A 15,569-nucleotide genomic window follows, 5' to 3' on the forward strand; every position below is an offset into this window, starting at 1 on the left:
CTCTGTCACGACCGGCGGACAATACCGCCGGCGTGGTCAACAGGGAGAACATCATGCAATTCGCCAGGACAATCGCGGCCGCCACCGCCTTCGCACTCGTCTCGAGCTTTGCCGTCGCGCAGGACAATCCCATGGTCGGCGGGGCCGCCATGTTCGCCGACAAGAACATCGTCGAAAACGCCGTCAATTCGGCCGACCACACCACCCTGGTTGCCGCCGTCAAGGCCGCAGGCCTGGTGGAAACGCTCCAGAGCCCGGGTCCCTTCACCGTTTTCGCACCCACCAATGATGCCTTCGGCAAGCTGCCCGCCGGCACGGTGGATACGCTGCTGATGAAGGAGAACAAGGATCAGCTGGTCAAGGTGCTTACCGCCCATGTGGTCGCGGGCAAGCTCTCCGCCGCCGATCTGGTGAGCCGCGCCCGCGCCAATGGCGGCCGCTACAATATGCAGACCGTCAGTGGCGACGCCCTCACCGCCGAGGTGCGCGGCAGCCACGTTTATATCTACGACGAAGCAGGCGGTGCGGCCCTCGTGACGATTGCCGACGTCAACCAGTCCAACGGCGTCATCCACGTCGTCGACGACGTGCTGTTGCCGCGATAGTCCCTTCCGTCCGGCACGGCCCGGGCCCCGTACGCGAGTGCGGGGTCCAGTCGTGTGGGGTACCAAGAAATACTGATGCCCTCGTCGGCCGCGTTTCGGCCGTTCAAGTTAGCCAGCCATGACAGCAATGCCGATCAGTGTTCGAACTGCAAATATGACGAGCGCACAAGTTGCCCCCTGTCGTGCCACTCCAGTTGCTAGGGGGCGTCAGCACGGGGCGGGTTGTTTGCGTCGATCGACAGGCCAAGCAGCCGCACAATGCCAGCCTTGTCGAGCATCATGGCTGCACTGACGGACATGAGCGTAACTGGCGCCGGAGGATCGCTCCGGACCTCCAGGCTGGACGGCGCGGCCAGGAACGCTCGCAGAGTCGGGCGAACCATAACCGTCACTGCGGGAATATCGAGGGCTTCCACTTGCGCCATGATGGTGTCTTCGATCGCAGCAGCGAGGGCATCCCGACTGCCTATCTCGCCCCCCAGGTGGTCGAGGACTTGGGGAAGCAGAGGCCCAGCTTCATAACGGAAGCTGGCCTGTTCAATGGAAAGGCCAAAGATTGGGTCGGCCCATGATGTTCTGGCGGTGGGATTGTCGATTTGCGCCGTTATCCAGGCTAATCCGATGTCTTCAATTCTGGCCTGGGTCAGGCCATCGACGGCAAATTCCAGCAGCGCCTCGCCAAATCCGGCAAGGCGGGTCTGGTTGGAGTAACTCAGCCGACCGTCGTCGTGCCAGAGATATGACTCGCTGAAGTCGAACGTGAGCTCGTGCACGTCCAAAGCGCTCAGTGTGCTGGCAAGTTTATCCGATTGGGGCGGGTCGTCCGGCAGGTCGACGTTCAACCCATTGATGGCCGTCGAGATCGCCACGCTGGCTACGGTGTCGTTGATGATTGTCGGCTCGATTTCGAATGCGAATCCCCCAACCGTCAGAGGGAAATCAAGCCAGGTGAAGCGCCCCGTATGCAGGTAGATCGGGTAAGGTATCGGACTCGATTGGCCCGGGACCACATACCCTTCGAGCGATAGACCCTTCAGCGTTGCAAAGGCAAAGTCGGTTGCCTGGTCTCGAAACACGATTTTCGGCGCGGTGATCGAGTCTACCAGATAACCCGAATTGGGTTGCCTGGTTATGCCTGCAAAAGTGAATTGGCCATCGAGAAGTATATCTCTGACACCATCCCGGACGCTCAAGCCATCCACGATTACAGCGTCCCCCGCGACCCTGGCATCGCCAAGATATATCAAATTACCCCCGGAAGCCTCGATGCTCCTCACGAAGTCATCAACCTCGACAGCATGAGCAGGGTACGCAAGCAGCGCCAGACTGGCTCCGAACAACACTCTCAATATTTGTTCTTGCATTATGCCGTCTCCCCCGATGACCGAACTTCGCCGTCTGAAGCGAGGAATCGACCAGAAAGCACAATGTATGGGGAGATTCGATGATTGAGTACATGTGTGCGAGTTACTCTGTACGCACCCGCGCCGACCAATTATGCACCCCGTCCAATTTGATCATCAAGACTACTTCCAGCGAGACGGTACATGCCCGTTTGGCGCCTGCCACCAAAACGTCCCTACTTCCTGCCCCTCTCCTCTCCTCTCCTCTCCTCTCCTCTCCTCTCCTCGCCTCGCCTCGCCTCACCCCAGCACCACCTCCCGCTCCACGCCGATCGCATCGAGAAACGCCCGGTCATGGCTGATGACCAGCAGCGCGCCGTCATAAGCACGCAGTCCTGCCTCGACCACTTCGATCGCCTCGATGTCGAGATGGTTGGTCGGCTCGTCCAGCACCACCAGCATGGGTGGCGTCTTGCCGCCCAGGACGCAGGCCAGCCCGGCACGCAGCATCTCACCGCCGCTCAGCGTGCCCACCACCTGCAGTGCCGCGTCATTGCGGAACTTGAAGGCCGCCAGCACGGCGCGGCAGTCATTGACCGAACTCTCCGGATTGAGCCGCCGGAAATTGTCGACAATGCTCTGGCTGCGGTCGAGCAGACCGACCTGCTGGTCGAGCAGGACCATCGCCCCGCCAACCTGCACCGCCCCCGACAACGGCTCCATTTCGCCCGTCAGCAGCCTGAGCAGCGTTGTTTTTCCCACCCCGTTCGGACCGGTGATCGCCACCCGCTCGGGGCCGATCAAATCCATGGAAAAGGCACGGATCAGCGGGCGATCCTTTTCATATCCGCCCCATAGATCACTGGCCCGCAGCACGACCTTGCCCGCAGGTAGGCCGCTCGGCACGAGCCTTATTGCAAAGGGCGCCAGGACCTCGATCCTGGCCCGGGCCCCCGCCGCCTGCGCGTGTGCCGCATCGGCCTGCTTTTCTGCCAGCCGGTCGATCCCGCCGGCCGTGGCTTCGGCCCGCCGTTTCAACCCACCAAGCAGGATCTTGGGCATGTCGCCCTTGGCCGCCTTGCGCCGGCCGCCGGCGTCTCGACGGTCCTGCCGCTCCCTGTTCTCCTGCGCGGTCCTGGAAGCGTCTCGCACCTGCCGCTCGGCCACGGTGAGATCGTGCTGCGCGGCAGCGAGCTCGAGTGCCTTGCGCTCACGATAATGGCTCCAGTTGCCGCCATAGGTGCTGGCGCTCAGGCTTGTGAGCTCGACAATGGCGTCCATTGTGTCGAGCAGGGTCCGGTCGTGACTGATGACGATGGCCGCACCGCGCCAGCTCTCCAGCAGCCCGGCCACCGCCTCCCGCCCCTCGGCATCGAGATTGTTGGTCGGCTCGTCCAGCAGGATCAGGTCCGGTTCATCGAACACCAATGCGGCCAATGCCGCCCGCGTCCGCTGGCCACCCGAAAGGGTCGAGAGCAGCGTGCCAGGGCCCACGTCCAGCTTGAGCGCTGCAAGCGCCTCGCCCAATCGTGCCTCCAGCGTCCAGTCGGCCTCCGCCAGCTCAGCACTGTCGGCCAGGCCGGCGGCGGCCCTCTCCAACAGGGCCAGGTCCTCGCGCACCCCAAACAGATCGGCGATGGTTTCATCGGCCGCCGGCTGCACCGCCTGCCGCAACAGGCCCATCCGGCCCGAAACGCTGACCGTTCCGGCAGCGGGGGTCAGTTCACCGGCAACAAGGCGCAAAAGCGTGGTCTTGCCAACGCCGTTGCGGCCGACAAGTCCGGTGCGTCCGGCACCAAAGCTGAGATCGAGATCGGAGAAGAGCGTCCGGCCGTCAGGGCCGGTACAGGTCAGGTGCGACAGCGTCACGGAAGGCATGGTTCGACAAATCCTCAGGGGCAAGGCAGGTGGGCATTGCGGTGAGGATGCGATCCATTGGGAACCGTCCGGTCGGGTTGCGATGGGCCAAACATAGGCGAGACGAGCGGCGGGTCAAGCGTGGGCTGGCAAATTTCGGGGTCGAGGCGTAGTGTCCGCCCGCCCTATTGCCCGGAAGCCTCTGAAATGGACCTCTTCACCCTCGCCGCATTCACCATCGCCTATGCCATTGCCGTACTCGTGCCGGGTCCGGGCGTGGCCGCCGTGGTGGCCCGCGCCCTTGGTGGCGGATTCAAGGGGGCGTTCCCAATGGTGCTTGGCATCCTGGCCGGGGACCTGGTCTATTTCTTCTTTGCCGTCTTTGGCCTGGCCGCCATTGCCACCTGGTTCGGCCCTGTCTTCGTCATTGTGCGTTGGGCCGGTGCTGCCTACCTGCTCTACATCGCCTGGAAGTTCTGGACCGCCCGCCCCGGCTCCGAACAGATGAAGCCGCGCAATGAAGACCCCTGGAGGACCTTCCTCGCCGGCTTCTCGCTGACCATGGGCAATCCCAAGACCATCGTCTTCTACCTTGCCATCCTGCCCACCGTCGTGCCGCTGGGCGAGATGAACCCTGTGGCCTTTGTCGAACTGACGAGCATCGTGATTGTGGTGCTGCTGCTCATCGGCTGCGGCTATGCCTGGCTGGCCTCGGCGGCACGCGAGATGTTCCGCAGCGAAAAGGCCCTCGGACGCCTCAACAAGACTGCGGGCGCCATGATGGCCGGCGCGGCGGGCCTGGTGGTCATGCAGCACTGACGTTAATCAATCGCTAACCAGTTAACCGCCCATTAACCATAATTGTCGAAGCTTGCCGCCATGGCCTATGGCGACGTCAAGATCACGCGCTTCAACATGCATCAGCTTCCGCCCTATGAGCGGATGCAATATCTGCGCGAGCGCCGTGCGGCGGCAGCCGAAGTGGCGCAGAAAAATGCCAGCACGGCCAATAGCTTCGCCTCAATACAGAGCAACAACGCCACCGAGATGGGGAATCTCATCTCCAAGATGGCGATGCAGCGCATCTCCAAAACAGCCTGACGCTGCTCATCACGCCCCAAAAATCCTTAGAAGAAGCGGCAGATTCCCGCGCACCGCGTTTAGGCTTGGGTAACCTCTCTCCGCGCCTAATGGGCCATGGGCTATAGTGATCGCATCACCCGCTTCAACATGCATCAGCTTTCGGCATACGACCGAATGCAGTTCATGCGCTCGCGCCGAGCCGAAGCTGCGGCCGAGGCCCAGCGCCAGGCCGCCTTTGCCGGCAGCTTTGCCAGCATCCAGCAGAACAACGCTGCGCAAATGGGCAACCTCTTCTCCAAAATGGCGATGCAGCGCATTTCCAAGACGGCCTGAGCCGGGCCCTGCCGGGGTCAGCATGTCCTCCAGCGCACAGCCGGAAGCACGCGTCACGCCCGGCGGGATCGCCGATCAGGCGTCTTGCGGCATAATGCGCTTGAGCAGGGCCGACAATTCGGCCGGCGGCTTCTGCTCGATCCGGCGGTAGGTCCGGCCATCCGGCGTCCGCGTCACATAGCCCATGTCCACCATGGCGCGCCGCAGCAGGGCATGGTCGCCAAAACTCGCCCAGGCATTGAGCAATTCGGTGTTTTCCCGGTCCGCATAGTCGCGCCCCGGCTCCATCCGCGACCACAGGACCCACAGGCAGAGTGGCTGCAGGCTGTTCTTTGAAGGCCAGCGCAGCAAGACCCCGTCGGCATCGAAATGCCGGCTCACCTTTTCCACCAGCTTGAGGTCAACCGGCTCCGGCTGCGGCGCGTCCTCGGTCAGCGCCTTGAGGTGCTGGTGATTGCGATAGCCCGCCGCGCGGGCCAGCATATTGAGCAGTTCGGCATGGCTCGGTTGGCCATCAAGACGGCCCAGTTGCGCGCGCAGGCTCTTGGTAAAGGCCGACAGGTCGGCAATGGAAAGGGAATGGATTTGTCTCGACATGGTTCATCCTCGAGCGTGCCCCAGGCCCGCCCCAAGGGCGGTGTCGATGGTCGCCGGCTTGCGACGGGGCACCGGTGAGGTGCGTGTCGAAGTCAGGGATAGGGCAGGTTTAGCTTCCCTTCTCGGGACGGCGACGCCTCGGTGAACTGCAGACCGTGACGAGCCAATACGCCGGCACCCGGGCAAAATCAATATGGCTCCAGCGGGGCAAACCCGCCACGCAGGGTGACTTCGCCAAGGCTTCGATCTAGGCTTGCTTGGCTCAAACCGAGCAAAGGGGATCCGCCATGGCCCGTTTCCTTGCCGTCTACATCATGCATCCGGAAAGTCTGGCCCGCTTTCGCGGCCTGCCCAAGGCGGAGCAGGATGCCATTGATGCCGCCGGCCTGCCGCAATGGGTGGCCTGGGAGAAGGAGCACGCCGCCAGCTTCGTCGACCGCGGCGGCATGGTCGGCAAGACACTTCGCGTCTCCCGCGACGGAATCGCGCCAGCCAGCAACCCCTTCTGCGGCTATGTCGTGGTGGAAGCGCCCGATATCGAAGCCGCGGCGCGCCTCTTCGAGAACCATCCGCACTTCTCCATCTTCCCCGGCGACAGCGTCGACATCATGCCCTTTGTCACCGAGCCGCCGGACAGCGCCAACTGATCCGCATCCATCCGGACACATTGCACCATTGCTTGAGGAGAAGTGGTGGGCCCACCAGGGCGGAAGCTGGAACCAGACCGTCATGACCGTCCTGTAAGCGGTGAAGTTATGGCCGAAGTCCCGGAACCGGGATCGGCCCGGCGATCGTGGAGTTCGCCTCAATCCTCATCCTTGAAAATCGTCAGGCGCAGCTTTGCGCGTATCGCCGCCAGGCTCCAGAGGCGCCATCCGGTCTTCCGGCGCTGTTTGTTTGGGAAACTGCGCCCTAGGTCGACGTTGATCTGCCGTACAATATGGCCCTGGCGTCTTCCGTTGCCGACACCAGCAATTTCTCGGCGCGCTTCATTGCTACCAGATCCATTCGCGTACTCGGGCCGAATACCGAAAGACCTGCAACCATCCGACCGGATTCTGCCAGGACCGGTGCGGCGACTGCCGTGATGCCATCCTCTCGCTCACCCAGATTGAACGAGATCCCGCGCTGACGGCTCGTGTCGATCTCATGCTGAAGCTGGGCACGGTGGGTGATGGTTCGGCCGGTCAAGGCATCGAGGCGCACACTGGCGAGATAGCGCGCCCGTTCGCTGGGGCTGACATGCGCCAACCACATTTTTCCATGGGCAGTGCAATAGGCCTCAAGTCGGTCGCCAACACGAATATCGACCGACAAGGAACGTGGCGGCATGGCACGCGCTATACAGACCACCTTGCCAGCCTGATAGATCGTAGCCATGCTGGCTTCCCCAAGTTCGGCCGTGAGGTCGTCGAGCACCGGCTGCAGCCACTGGCCCAGTCGGTCTTCGTCGCGCGCCCGATCACCCAGATCGACCAGGGAATAGCCGAGGCGGTAGCTGCCCTTGGCGACCTGCACCAGCGCGCCCTCGGCCTCCAGCGTCTTGAGAAATCGGTGTGCGGTAATGGCGTTCAGCCCCAACTCTCGCGTCAGGTCGGAAACCCCTATTCGAGGCCGTCCACGCCCCAGCAAACGCAGAATCTCAAAAGCCCGCGCCACTGAATTGTTCAGCTGCTGCGCCATTCGCTCAAACTCTCAATAATAGACAATTGTTTTCCCTCTTATTCCGCCGTGACTCGTTTGCCGCCATTCAGAGCGAAGTGTGCCACGGCCTTCATCACCGATGTCAGGTCGTGGCTTGCCCCAAAATCTGGGCTTTTCGACTGCATCGAGTACTTCGCTTGACAGCAGTGTCATCACCTACCACGCTTTTATCGAAACATCGAAAACTATTATAGATAAATGCATACAGACACCCCTTCCCTAACCGCTGGCGGCGCTTTGCTGGCGCGGCTCAAGGCCATCGGCGTCGACTATATCTTCGCCAATTCCGGCACCGATTTTCCGCCCATTATCGAGGGCCTGGCGGAGGCGACCGCCAAGAGCGTGCCGCTGCCCGAGGCCCTGGTCATGCCGCATGAAGGCGCGGCCATGGGTATGGCGCATGGATACTACCTAGCCACGGGCAGATCGCAGGCGGTCATGGCCCACACCAATGTGGGCCTGGCCAATTGCGCCATCGGCGCCATCAATGCGGCGGTCGAGAATATTCCGGTGCTTCTGTTTTCAGGCCGCACGCCGACCACTGAGCAGGGTCGGTTCGGCGCTCGCACCGTGCCCATTGGCTGGGGGCAGGAAATGCGCGACCAGACCGCTCTCGTCCGAGAGGCAAGCAAGTGGGACTATGAGCTGCGCTTCCCTGAACAAGTGGGCGAGTTGGCCGACCGTGCCTATGCGATCGCCAATTCCACACCCAAAGGACCGGTCTATGTCGCCCTTCCCCGCGAGGTGCTGTGCGAAGGCTATGACGGACCAGATGTTGCGCGTCCACTCAGCATGCAGCCAGCGCCGATCTCGGCCGACCACCGGCAGATTGCGGCTCTTGCGGAGCGCGTTGCGACAGCAAAGTTCCCGGTGATCGTCGCACAGCATGGCGCCGGCAATGCCGAGGCCTTTGCCGCCCTCTCGGCCATGGTTGAGCGCTGGGCCATACCGGTATGCCAGTACTGGGCAGTGCAGCTTGCTTTGCCGACGGATCACCCCATGAATGCGGGTGGCAATCCGGCACCTTTGCTTGCCGAGGCCGATCTCGTCATCGTGCTCGACAGTCTGGCGCCGTGGTCGCAGCAGGCGCATGCGGCCAGGGACGATGCCTTCGTCGTCCATATTGGCGCCGATCCGCTCAAGGCCCGGACGCCGATCCGAAATTTCCGATCGGACCTCAGTATTGCCAGCGAACTGCCCGATGCGATCCTGGCACTGGCGGCGGCGCTCGAGCAGCACCTGCCCGGTTCGCAGGTCGAAGCCCGCCGTACCGGCATCATCGCCCGCAACAGCCAGACCCGGCAGTCCGCTCTGGCCAAGGCTGAGGCCGGCCGCGATGGGGTGATGAGCGCCGATTATGTCGCCAAGACCGTTTCCGACGCCATTGCCGGCCGGAACGCCATCCTCCTGTCCGAGCGCGGCTGCCCGATGGGCGCGATGAGACTTGCCCATTTCCAGGCCTGGTATCAGGAGCCGCATGCCGGCGGGCTTGGCTGGTCCTTCCCGGCCGCTCTGGGCATGCAGCTGGCCGATCGCGACAGGCTCGTCGTCGCCACCATGGGCGATGGCTCCTACATGTTCGCCAATCCGGTCGCCTGCCACCAGATAGCGGAAGCACTCGAGCTGCCTCTACTGGTCATCATCATGAACAACAATGAATGGGCTGCCGTGCGCCATTCGGTCACCGACATCTACCCAAATGGCTATGCGGCCAAGGCTAACCAGATGCCGCTGACGGCGCTCAATCCCAGCCCCGATTTCGTGCAGGTGGCACGCGCCAGTCGCGCCTTTGCGGCCAGGGTTACCAACGCCAACGAACTCGATGAGGCGCTGAAGGCGGCCCTCGCCCATATCTCCGAGAAGCGCAGCCTGGCGCTGCTCGACGTCACAATGCGCAATTGACGCCCAGCCAAGAAGAAGAGGAGGCCCCATGCCCGAACTGGCAAAGACTGAATTCTGGAAGGACCTGAAACCCATCACCAGGGTGTTCCAGCCCGATGCGCTGCCCGAAGTGTACCTTGCCAACGCCCCGACCGAGGACGAGCACTACTACGTGCCCTTTACCGAAACGGTCTCGTCGCGGCCGCTATGGATTTCGCCGACGCAAAACAAGTGGTGCGACATCCTGATGGCCAAGAGGGCGGGGCTGGTGAACCGGCACTATCACCCGCACGAGGTCTTCGCGCTGACGCTGTCAGGCAAGTGGGGATATCTGGAACACGACTGGACCGCCACCAAAGGCGACTTCGTCTATGAGACCCCGGGCGAGGGACACACCCTTGTCGCCTATGAACACGAAGAGCCGATGAAAGTGTTCTTCACCGTCACCGGTCCGTTGATCTGGCTCGACGAAAACGGGGAGCCCAACGGCTTCTTCGACGTCCACAACTACATCGCCATGTGCCGCGACCACTACGACAAAGTGGGGATTGGCGCAGACTACGTGAATTCGCTGTTCCGGTAGGCCAGCAACAAGGGACTTGCCCTGAGAAGGGGCCCTGCAGGTGGCCGCGTGCAGGGCCTCAGTCGTTCCGCCTTGGACGGGGCTGGAATCACGCGCTCATTCCGCCATCGGCCATGATCATCGCGCCGGTCGTAAAGCTCGACATGTCGGACGCAAGGAACATCACGGCGCGGGCCACTTCCTCGGCGCTGCCATGGCGGCCCATGGGGATAATCTCGTTGAAGAACTCTGTCCCATCGCGGCCAATTTCGGCGCCGAGCCCCCGTTCCACCCGCAATTGGAAGTCATTGTCGATGGGTCCGGGATGCACGGTGTTGACGCGAATATTGCGCGGCGCCAGTTCCTTTGCGAGGCACCGCATCAGCCCCACCTGGGCATGCTTGGCTGTAACATTGGCTGTAACATAGGCATAGACACCCGGATCGCCGCGCGTTGCCGCCACGCTGGAGGTAATGACGAAACTGCCGCCCGATCGCATGAGCGGGCTGAAGTGCTTTGCCATCAGGAAGGCCCCTCGTACATGCACGGCATGGACGGCCTCGAACGTCTCAAGCGGATAGTCGGCAATCGGCGCAACCGTGCCGAAATTGCCGGCATTTGAAAACACTACGTCAACACCCCCAAAACGATCCTTGGCCCGGACCGCCAGCGCCGCCACATCCTCGGGCCGTGAGACGTCGGCCGCCACCAGCAGTACGTCGCCATCCGGCAGGGCGGCGCGGGCCCTTTCCAGCGCGGCAAGGTCGAGGTCAGAGAGGACGATCCGCGCCCCTTCCGCCAACATAAGCCGCGCGGTGGCGGCGCCGATCGAACCGGCGCCACCGGTGATGACGGCGACTTTTCCCCCAAGCAGGCCCATCGCGGTCAGATCGGATAGTGGATGGGTCCGTCCTGCACCGTGATCCAGCGCAATTCGGTAAATTCGGCGATGCCCCAATTGCCGCCGAAGCGGCCATAGCCGGAAGCCTTGACGCCACCAAAGGGCATCTGCGCCTCGTCATGCACGGTCGGTCCGTTGACATGGCAGATGCCGCTTTCAATGCGGCGGGCCACGGCCAGCGCCCGGTTGACGTCTTTGCCGAAGACGGCGGAGGACAGACCATATTCGGTATCGTTGGCGACACGAACGGCCTCGTCGATTGAACCGACACGGACCACGGTCACCACCGGACCAAAGGATTCTTCGGCATAGATGCGCATCGAGGGCGTGACCTTGTCGAGCACAGTCGCATCGATCAGTGTGCCTTCAATCTTGCCGCCGGCGGCCAGCACCGCGCCCTTGCCCACGGCGTCCTTGACCAATTGGTCGATGCGGGTCGCGGCGGTTGCGTCAACCACCGAACCTAGCGGCGTCTGGCCCTTGACCGGGTCGCCGGCGACGAGGGTCCTGGCCTTGGTCGCGAGCTTTTCGACGAAGTCGTCAGCGACAGTGTTGTCAACGACAATGCGCTCGGTGGACATGCAGATCTGGCCCTGATTCATATAGGCGCCGAAAGCCGCCGCCGCGACCGCCTCGTCGAGGTCGGCATCATCGAGCACGATGAAGGGGGCCTTGCCGCCCAGTTCGAGCAGGGCGGGCTTGAGGTGGCGACCGGCCTTTTCTGCGATGATGCGGCCCACGCGGGTCGAGCCGGTGAAGTTCACACGACGTACCGCCGGGTGGGCGATCAGGGCCTCGACGATTTCGGCGGCATCATGCGGAGCATTGGAAACAGCGTTGAGGGCACCTTTGGGCAAGCCGGCCTCGAGCAGACTCTCGACAATCAGACGATGCGTGCGCGGGCAGAGCTCGGAGGTCTTCATCACGACCGTATTGCCGCAGGCCAGCGGCGTCGCCAACGAGCGGACACCCAGGATGACCGGCGCATTCCAGGGCGCCATGGCCAGAACCACGCCAGCGGCCTGACGCACGGCCATGGCCGTAGAGCCTGGCCGGTTGGAGGGTACGATCTCGCCCTTGATCTGGGTCACCAGACTGGCGGCCTCGCGCAGCATGTCGGCCGCCAGCATGACGTTGAACATGGCCCAGCCGGCGGTAGCGCCGATTTCGGCGCCCATGGCGGCGACGAAAAGTGGACCCTTTTCCTCAAGCACATCGGCCGCCTTGAGGAGGATCTTGCGACGCTCCTTGGGGGAGGACTTCGACCAGGTCGGGAAGGCCGCCGCAGCGGCATCGGCGGCGCGCTGCGCGTCGTCCACCGTCGCAGCTGCGGCACAGGTTGCCACTTCGCCGGTGATGGGGTTCAAGCGATTGAAGACGCCACCACCGGTCGCCTGTTGATCTTCATTGCCAATGAGCAAGCCCAGTTGGTCCATTGCTCTTCTCCTCACTTCTGGATGCTGTTATGCGGCCGCGCCGCCAAGGAAGGCCTGTTGCACTGCCGGATCGGTCTTGAGTGCCTCGGCAGAATTTTCACCCACAATGCGGCCCGCCTCCATGAGATAGCCGCGGTCGGAAATCGATAGAGAAATCGAGACATTTTGCTCGACCAAAAGCAGCCCGACGCCCGTTTCCTTGACGCGGCGGAGCGCATTGAACAGCTCGGTCACGACGATTGGCGCCAGGCCAAGACTCGGCTCATCGAGCATGAGAAATCTCGGATTGCTCATCAGCGCCCGACCGATGGCCACCATCTGCTGTTCGCCCCCCGACATGGTGCGCACCAGCTGGCTCTTGCGTTCGGCAAGGCGCGGAAAAAGATCATAGATCAGCGCATTGCGCTCAGTTTCGCCGGAGCGGGCACGCTTCGGATTGGCACCCAGAAGCAGGTTCTCCTCAACGCTGAGGTCACCAAAGACCCCGCGCCCCTCGGGCACCAGCGCAATCCCAGCCTCGGGAATGAGATGCGGTTTGGTGCCCAGGATAGACTTGCTGTCGAGCAGAACATTGGAACCCATCTCGGCCTTTGCCGGGCCCGCAATGGCCTTGAGCAGCGAGGACTTCCCCGCACCATTGGCCCCAAGAATGACGACCGTTTCGCCTTCGGCAATGCGGATGCTGATGTCGTGGAGCGCCAGATGGCGGCCATAGCGCAGCGAGAGGTTTTGGGTCTCAAGCATGGCCCTCTCCCAGATAGGCGGAAATCACGGCGGGGTCAGCCAGCACATCGGCGGTCGGACCGTCAGCGATTTTTGTACCGACATTCATCACCACGGCCCGGCTGCACAACGCCCGCACCGCCTCCATGATGTGCTCGACGAGCAGTACGGTCATGCCGCGTCTGCTGAGCGCTGTGATCAGATCGATGCCGGTACGCAATTCGGTCGGGTTCAGACCAGAAAGCCATTCGTCCAGCAGTAGCAGGCGAGGCTCGGCGGCCAGGGCCCGCGCCAGTTCCATGCGCTTTTGGTCGATATAGGTCAGGTCATTTGCATGTTCGCCACCACGCCCACCCAGGCCGACTTCGGCGAGCAACTCCTCGGCGCGTTCTTCCGCTGCCCGCCCCCACAGATGATTGGGGCGGAAGGCGAGCGCCGCGACGACGTTTTCGGCCACGGTCAGCGAAGGCAGGATGCGCACAAGCTGGAAGGTACGCGCCACACCCTTATGGGCAATCCGGTTTGGGGCAAGCCCGCCAATGGATTGCCCCGAAAGTGTAATCCTGCCAGACGTCGGCGCGAGTGCGCCGGAGATCATGTTGAGCACTGTGGTTTTGCCCGAGCCATTGGGCCCGAGCAGCGCGACAGTTTCGCCCTCGGCCACCGTGAAGCTCACCTCGTTGACCGCCGTAAGGCCGCCGAACTGCTTCCGCAGGGTCCTGATATCGAGAAGCGTAGTCATTAGGCGGCCTCCCCCCTGCGTTTGAGGTGTTTCCATCCATCCTCGACACCTGCGAGCACACCGCGCGGCACCACGAAGACGATGGCGATGAAGAGAAGGCCGAGGATGATCGAATAGTGGTTGGGAAAGTTGGCGCTGAGCCATTCGAACAGCAGGAAGAGCGGGATGGCCCCCAAAGCCGGACCCCATAGCCGGTTGGCTCCACCCAAGAGCGCCATGATCAGCGTCAGGAAGGAGATAGTCGGATTGAAGACGATCGAGGGCTCGACATAGGTCCAGCGCGGCGCCTGAATGGCGCCGACCAGCGTGATGATTGTAGCGCTGACCGCAAAGAGCGCGAGTTTCACACCGGCAATGTTGATGCCGGTATGAGCAGCAACGGTCTCGTCATCGCCAATGACCTTGAGGGCAAGGCCGAGCCGCGACCGGGAGATCAACCAGCCAATGGCGATGGTCACCGCCGCAATGGCCAGCAATTGCCAATAGATCTGCTCGGCTGTGATAGGCAGGAAGATATAGCGACCAAGCGTGCCGGTGATATTGACCTCATACCAGGTGACGAGCTGGCGGATGAGCTCGGCCAGACCGAAGGTGAAGATGACGAAATAGACGCCTGCGAGCCTGAGGGTCGCGAGCCCCACGATGAGCGCCACGGCAAGGCCAATCGCAGCCGCCGCCATCAACACCGCCCAGTAAGGCAAGGTTTCGCTCAGGACCGCCACCGTGTAGGCACCAATGCCGAAAAAGGCGACCGTGGCCAGCGACACATAGCGGGTCGGCCCCGAGAACAGCGCCCAGGCGCTGGCCAGCGCGACATAGCCGGTCATGCCCAGCAACAGGCCAACTCCATAGGCGCCGAGCTGAGTTGGCATCCAGGCCAGAGCCGCGAGGCCGAGGACAACAAGAATAGAAACGAGAATAGTGCGGGTCATCGTCCGGCAGCCTTTCCGAACAGGCCCGCGGGCTTCCACAGAAGCACCACGAGGAAGAGACAATAGGTGGCGGCGAGGGTCAGCCCCGGGTCGACATAGGTGGCGACCAGGGTTTCAACGACGCCCAGCAGCAGCCCGGCGATGAGCGCACCCATGAGATTGCCGAGCCCTCCCATGATGACGATGACCAGCGCCTTCATGGTGAAGACTACACCCATGGAGGCATTGAAGGTCTGGTACATGGAGATCATCACCCCGCCCGAGGCGGCCAGCATGGTGCCCAGCGCAAAGGCGAAGCGGGCTGTGCGGTTGACGTCGATGCCGACAAGGGGCGCTGCATCGAGGTTGACGGCTATGGCTCGGATGGTCGTGCCCCAGCGGGTGCGGGTCAGCACAGTGAACAGGGTTGCTCCAATGATGACGGCCAGCGCAAAGGCCAAGAGGCGATTGGCGGCGACATTGGCACCCAGCACGTTGATGCCGGTATTGAGGAAACTGTAGCTGGTATAGTTCGACCCAAAGGTTACCAGCATCACACCCTGGATGACGAATAGAAGGCCAAAAGTGGCCAGGATCGAATCCACTTCCAGTGTGCCGCTCTTTTTCGAGCGGGTGACCAGTGGCCGCATCATCACGCCATAGATGACGTAGCCGAAGGCAAAGGCGGCCGGCAGGATGATGCCCAGGCCCAGGATCGGGTTGATCCCGAAGGTTGAAAAGAGCAGGAAGGCGGCAAAGGCGGCAAAGATCAGGATCTCGCCATAGGCGAGGTTCATGATGCGCGAGATGCCGTATTGGAGTGTCAACCCCATGGCGACCAGCGCATAAGTGCCGCCCAGCACCAGCCCGGTAATCAGTGTGGCGATCATT

The 15,569-nt window shown here is 62.5% G+C and carries 17 protein-coding genes; 7 read left to right on the top strand and 10 right to left on the bottom strand.

Going from position 1 to position 15,569, the window contains the following annotated elements; all coding sequences use genetic code 11:
- Positions 1-53: 53 nt before the first annotated feature.
- On the top strand, positions 54-605 hold the full coding sequence (locus K1X15_RS12590; protein WP_220303975.1) for a fasciclin domain-containing protein: 552 nt from the start codon (positions 54-56) through the stop codon (positions 603-605).
- Positions 606-802: 197 nt separating this feature from the next.
- On the opposite strand, the gene K1X15_RS12595 is transcribed toward K1X15_RS12590, so the two are convergent.
- The gene (locus tag K1X15_RS12595; RefSeq protein WP_220303976.1) at positions 803-1,969 is read right to left on the bottom strand and encodes a hypothetical protein; all 1,167 of its coding nucleotides are present in this window, start codon (positions 1,967-1,969) and stop codon (positions 803-805) included.
- A gap of 279 nt (positions 1,970-2,248) precedes the next feature.
- Positions 2,249-3,826 (bottom strand): ABC-F family ATP-binding cassette domain-containing protein, encoded by a 1,578-nt coding sequence (locus K1X15_RS12600; protein ID WP_220303977.1) that lies wholly within the window; start codon positions 3,824-3,826, stop codon positions 2,249-2,251.
- Positions 3,827-4,012: 186 nt separating this feature from the next.
- On the opposite strand from K1X15_RS12600, the gene K1X15_RS12605 reads away from it, so the two are divergent.
- The 3 genes from K1X15_RS12605 (at position 4,013) to K1X15_RS12615 (ending at position 5,221) form a co-directional block, all read left to right on the top strand.
- Positions 4,013-4,624, top strand: a complete 612-nt coding sequence (locus K1X15_RS12605; RefSeq protein ID WP_220303978.1) for a LysE family translocator — start codon at positions 4,013-4,015, stop codon at positions 4,622-4,624.
- Positions 4,625-4,684: 60 nt separating this feature from the next.
- The gene (locus K1X15_RS12610) at positions 4,685-4,906 is read left to right on the top strand and encodes a hypothetical protein (protein WP_220303979.1); all 222 of its coding nucleotides are present in this window, start codon (positions 4,685-4,687) and stop codon (positions 4,904-4,906) included.
- Positions 4,907-5,002: 96 nt separating this feature from the next.
- Positions 5,003-5,221 (top strand): hypothetical protein, encoded by a 219-nt coding sequence (locus K1X15_RS12615; protein ID WP_220303980.1) that lies wholly within the window; start codon positions 5,003-5,005, stop codon positions 5,219-5,221.
- Positions 5,222-5,296: 75 nt separating this feature from the next.
- On the opposite strand, the gene K1X15_RS12620 is transcribed toward K1X15_RS12615, so the two are convergent.
- Complete coding sequence (locus K1X15_RS12620; RefSeq protein ID WP_220303981.1) at positions 5,297-5,818, bottom strand: DUF2087 domain-containing protein; 522 nt, start codon at positions 5,816-5,818, stop codon at positions 5,297-5,299.
- A 287-nt stretch (positions 5,819-6,105) separates the two neighbouring features.
- Here K1X15_RS12620 and K1X15_RS12625 point away from each other — a divergent pair, with 287 nt between their 5' ends.
- Positions 6,106-6,465 (top strand): hypothetical protein, encoded by a 360-nt coding sequence (locus K1X15_RS12625; protein ID WP_220303982.1) that lies wholly within the window; start codon positions 6,106-6,108, stop codon positions 6,463-6,465.
- Positions 6,466-6,730: 265 nt separating this feature from the next.
- Here the strand turns inward: K1X15_RS12625 and K1X15_RS12630 are convergent, their stop codons facing one another.
- A complete protein-coding gene (locus tag K1X15_RS12630; RefSeq protein ID WP_220303983.1) occupies positions 6,731-7,501 on the bottom strand; it encodes an IclR family transcriptional regulator in 771 nt (256 codons plus the stop codon).
- A 219-nt stretch (positions 7,502-7,720) separates the two neighbouring features.
- On the opposite strand from K1X15_RS12630, the gene K1X15_RS12635 reads away from it, so the two are divergent.
- Complete coding sequence (locus tag K1X15_RS12635) at positions 7,721-9,424, top strand: thiamine pyrophosphate-requiring protein (protein WP_220303984.1); 1,704 nt, start codon at positions 7,721-7,723, stop codon at positions 9,422-9,424.
- Positions 9,425-9,452: 28 nt separating this feature from the next.
- A complete protein-coding gene (locus tag K1X15_RS12640; protein WP_220303985.1) occupies positions 9,453-9,986 on the top strand; it encodes a 2,4'-dihydroxyacetophenone dioxygenase family protein in 534 nt (177 codons plus the stop codon).
- 88 nt (positions 9,987-10,074) lie between these two features.
- Here K1X15_RS12640 and K1X15_RS12645 read toward each other — a convergent pair whose 3' ends face one another.
- The 6 genes from K1X15_RS12645 to K1X15_RS12670 are packed head-to-tail and all read right to left on the bottom strand — an operon-like array spanning position 10,075 to position 15,568.
- A complete protein-coding gene (locus tag K1X15_RS12645; RefSeq protein WP_220303986.1) occupies positions 10,075-10,845 on the bottom strand; it encodes an SDR family NAD(P)-dependent oxidoreductase in 771 nt (256 codons plus the stop codon).
- Positions 10,846-10,850: 5 nt separating this feature from the next.
- A complete protein-coding gene (locus K1X15_RS12650; protein WP_220303987.1) occupies positions 10,851-12,302 on the bottom strand; it encodes an aldehyde dehydrogenase in 1,452 nt (483 codons plus the stop codon).
- Positions 12,303-12,329: 27 nt separating this feature from the next.
- Positions 12,330-13,046 (bottom strand): ABC transporter ATP-binding protein, encoded by a 717-nt coding sequence (locus tag K1X15_RS12655; RefSeq protein WP_220303988.1) that lies wholly within the window; start codon positions 13,044-13,046, stop codon positions 12,330-12,332.
- A complete protein-coding gene (locus K1X15_RS12660; RefSeq protein WP_220303989.1) occupies positions 13,039-13,767 on the bottom strand; it encodes an ABC transporter ATP-binding protein in 729 nt (242 codons plus the stop codon). Before K1X15_RS12660 ends, K1X15_RS12655 begins: the two co-directional genes overlap by 8 nt.
- On the bottom strand, positions 13,767-14,699 hold the full coding sequence (locus K1X15_RS12665; protein WP_220303990.1) for a branched-chain amino acid ABC transporter permease: 933 nt from the start codon (positions 14,697-14,699) through the stop codon (positions 13,767-13,769). Before K1X15_RS12665 ends, K1X15_RS12660 begins: the two co-directional genes overlap by 1 nt.
- On the bottom strand, positions 14,696-15,568 hold the full coding sequence (locus tag K1X15_RS12670) for a branched-chain amino acid ABC transporter permease (protein ID WP_220303991.1): 873 nt from the start codon (positions 15,566-15,568) through the stop codon (positions 14,696-14,698). The genes K1X15_RS12665 and K1X15_RS12670 overlap by 4 nt, the downstream gene beginning before the upstream one ends.
- Position 15,569: the final 1 nt, after the last annotated feature.

Origin of the sequence: Devosia salina (assembly GCF_019504385.1) — a bacterium.
Lineage (GTDB): Bacteria > Pseudomonadota > Alphaproteobacteria > Rhizobiales > Devosiaceae > Devosia > Devosia salina.

Excerpts from the sequence above, each read along its gene's own strand:
- K1X15_RS12600 (WP_220303977.1), bottom strand. The coding sequence starts at position 3,826 with ATGCCTTCCGTGACGCTGTCGCACCTGACCTGTACCGGCCCTGACGGC.
- K1X15_RS12665 (WP_220303990.1), bottom strand. The coding sequence starts at position 14,699 with ATGACCCGCACTATTCTCGTTTCTATTCTTGTTGTCCTCGGCCTCGCG.
- K1X15_RS12590 (WP_220303975.1), top strand. The coding sequence starts at position 54 with ATGCAATTCGCCAGGACAATCGCGGCCGCCACCGCCTTCGCACTCGTC.
- K1X15_RS12605 (WP_220303978.1), top strand. The coding sequence starts at position 4,013 with ATGGACCTCTTCACCCTCGCCGCATTCACCATCGCCTATGCCATTGCC.
- K1X15_RS12660 (WP_220303989.1), bottom strand. The coding sequence starts at position 13,767 with ATGACTACGCTTCTCGATATCAGGACCCTGCGGAAGCAGTTCGGCGGC.
- K1X15_RS12645 (WP_220303986.1), bottom strand. The coding sequence starts at position 10,845 with ATGGGCCTGCTTGGGGGAAAAGTCGCCGTCATCACCGGTGGCGCCGGT.
- K1X15_RS12650 (WP_220303987.1), bottom strand. The coding sequence starts at position 12,302 with ATGGACCAACTGGGCTTGCTCATTGGCAATGAAGATCAACAGGCGACC.
- K1X15_RS12640 (WP_220303985.1), top strand. The coding sequence starts at position 9,453 with ATGCCCGAACTGGCAAAGACTGAATTCTGGAAGGACCTGAAACCCATC.
- K1X15_RS12620 (WP_220303981.1), bottom strand. The coding sequence starts at position 5,818 with ATGTCGAGACAAATCCATTCCCTTTCCATTGCCGACCTGTCGGCCTTT.
- K1X15_RS12670 (WP_220303991.1), bottom strand. The coding sequence starts at position 15,568 with ATGATCGCCACACTGATTACCGGGCTGGTGCTGGGCGGCACTTATGCG.
- K1X15_RS12610 (WP_220303979.1), top strand. The coding sequence starts at position 4,685 with ATGGCCTATGGCGACGTCAAGATCACGCGCTTCAACATGCATCAGCTT.
- K1X15_RS12655 (WP_220303988.1), bottom strand. The coding sequence starts at position 13,046 with ATGCTTGAGACCCAAAACCTCTCGCTGCGCTATGGCCGCCATCTGGCG.
- K1X15_RS12630 (WP_220303983.1), bottom strand. The coding sequence starts at position 7,501 with ATGGCGCAGCAGCTGAACAATTCAGTGGCGCGGGCTTTTGAGATTCTG.
- K1X15_RS12625 (WP_220303982.1), top strand. The coding sequence starts at position 6,106 with ATGGCCCGTTTCCTTGCCGTCTACATCATGCATCCGGAAAGTCTGGCC.
- K1X15_RS12615 (WP_220303980.1), top strand. The coding sequence starts at position 5,003 with ATGGGCTATAGTGATCGCATCACCCGCTTCAACATGCATCAGCTTTCG.
- K1X15_RS12635 (WP_220303984.1), top strand. The coding sequence starts at position 7,721 with ATGCATACAGACACCCCTTCCCTAACCGCTGGCGGCGCTTTGCTGGCG.
- K1X15_RS12595 (WP_220303976.1), bottom strand. The coding sequence starts at position 1,969 with ATGCAAGAACAAATATTGAGAGTGTTGTTCGGAGCCAGTCTGGCGCTG.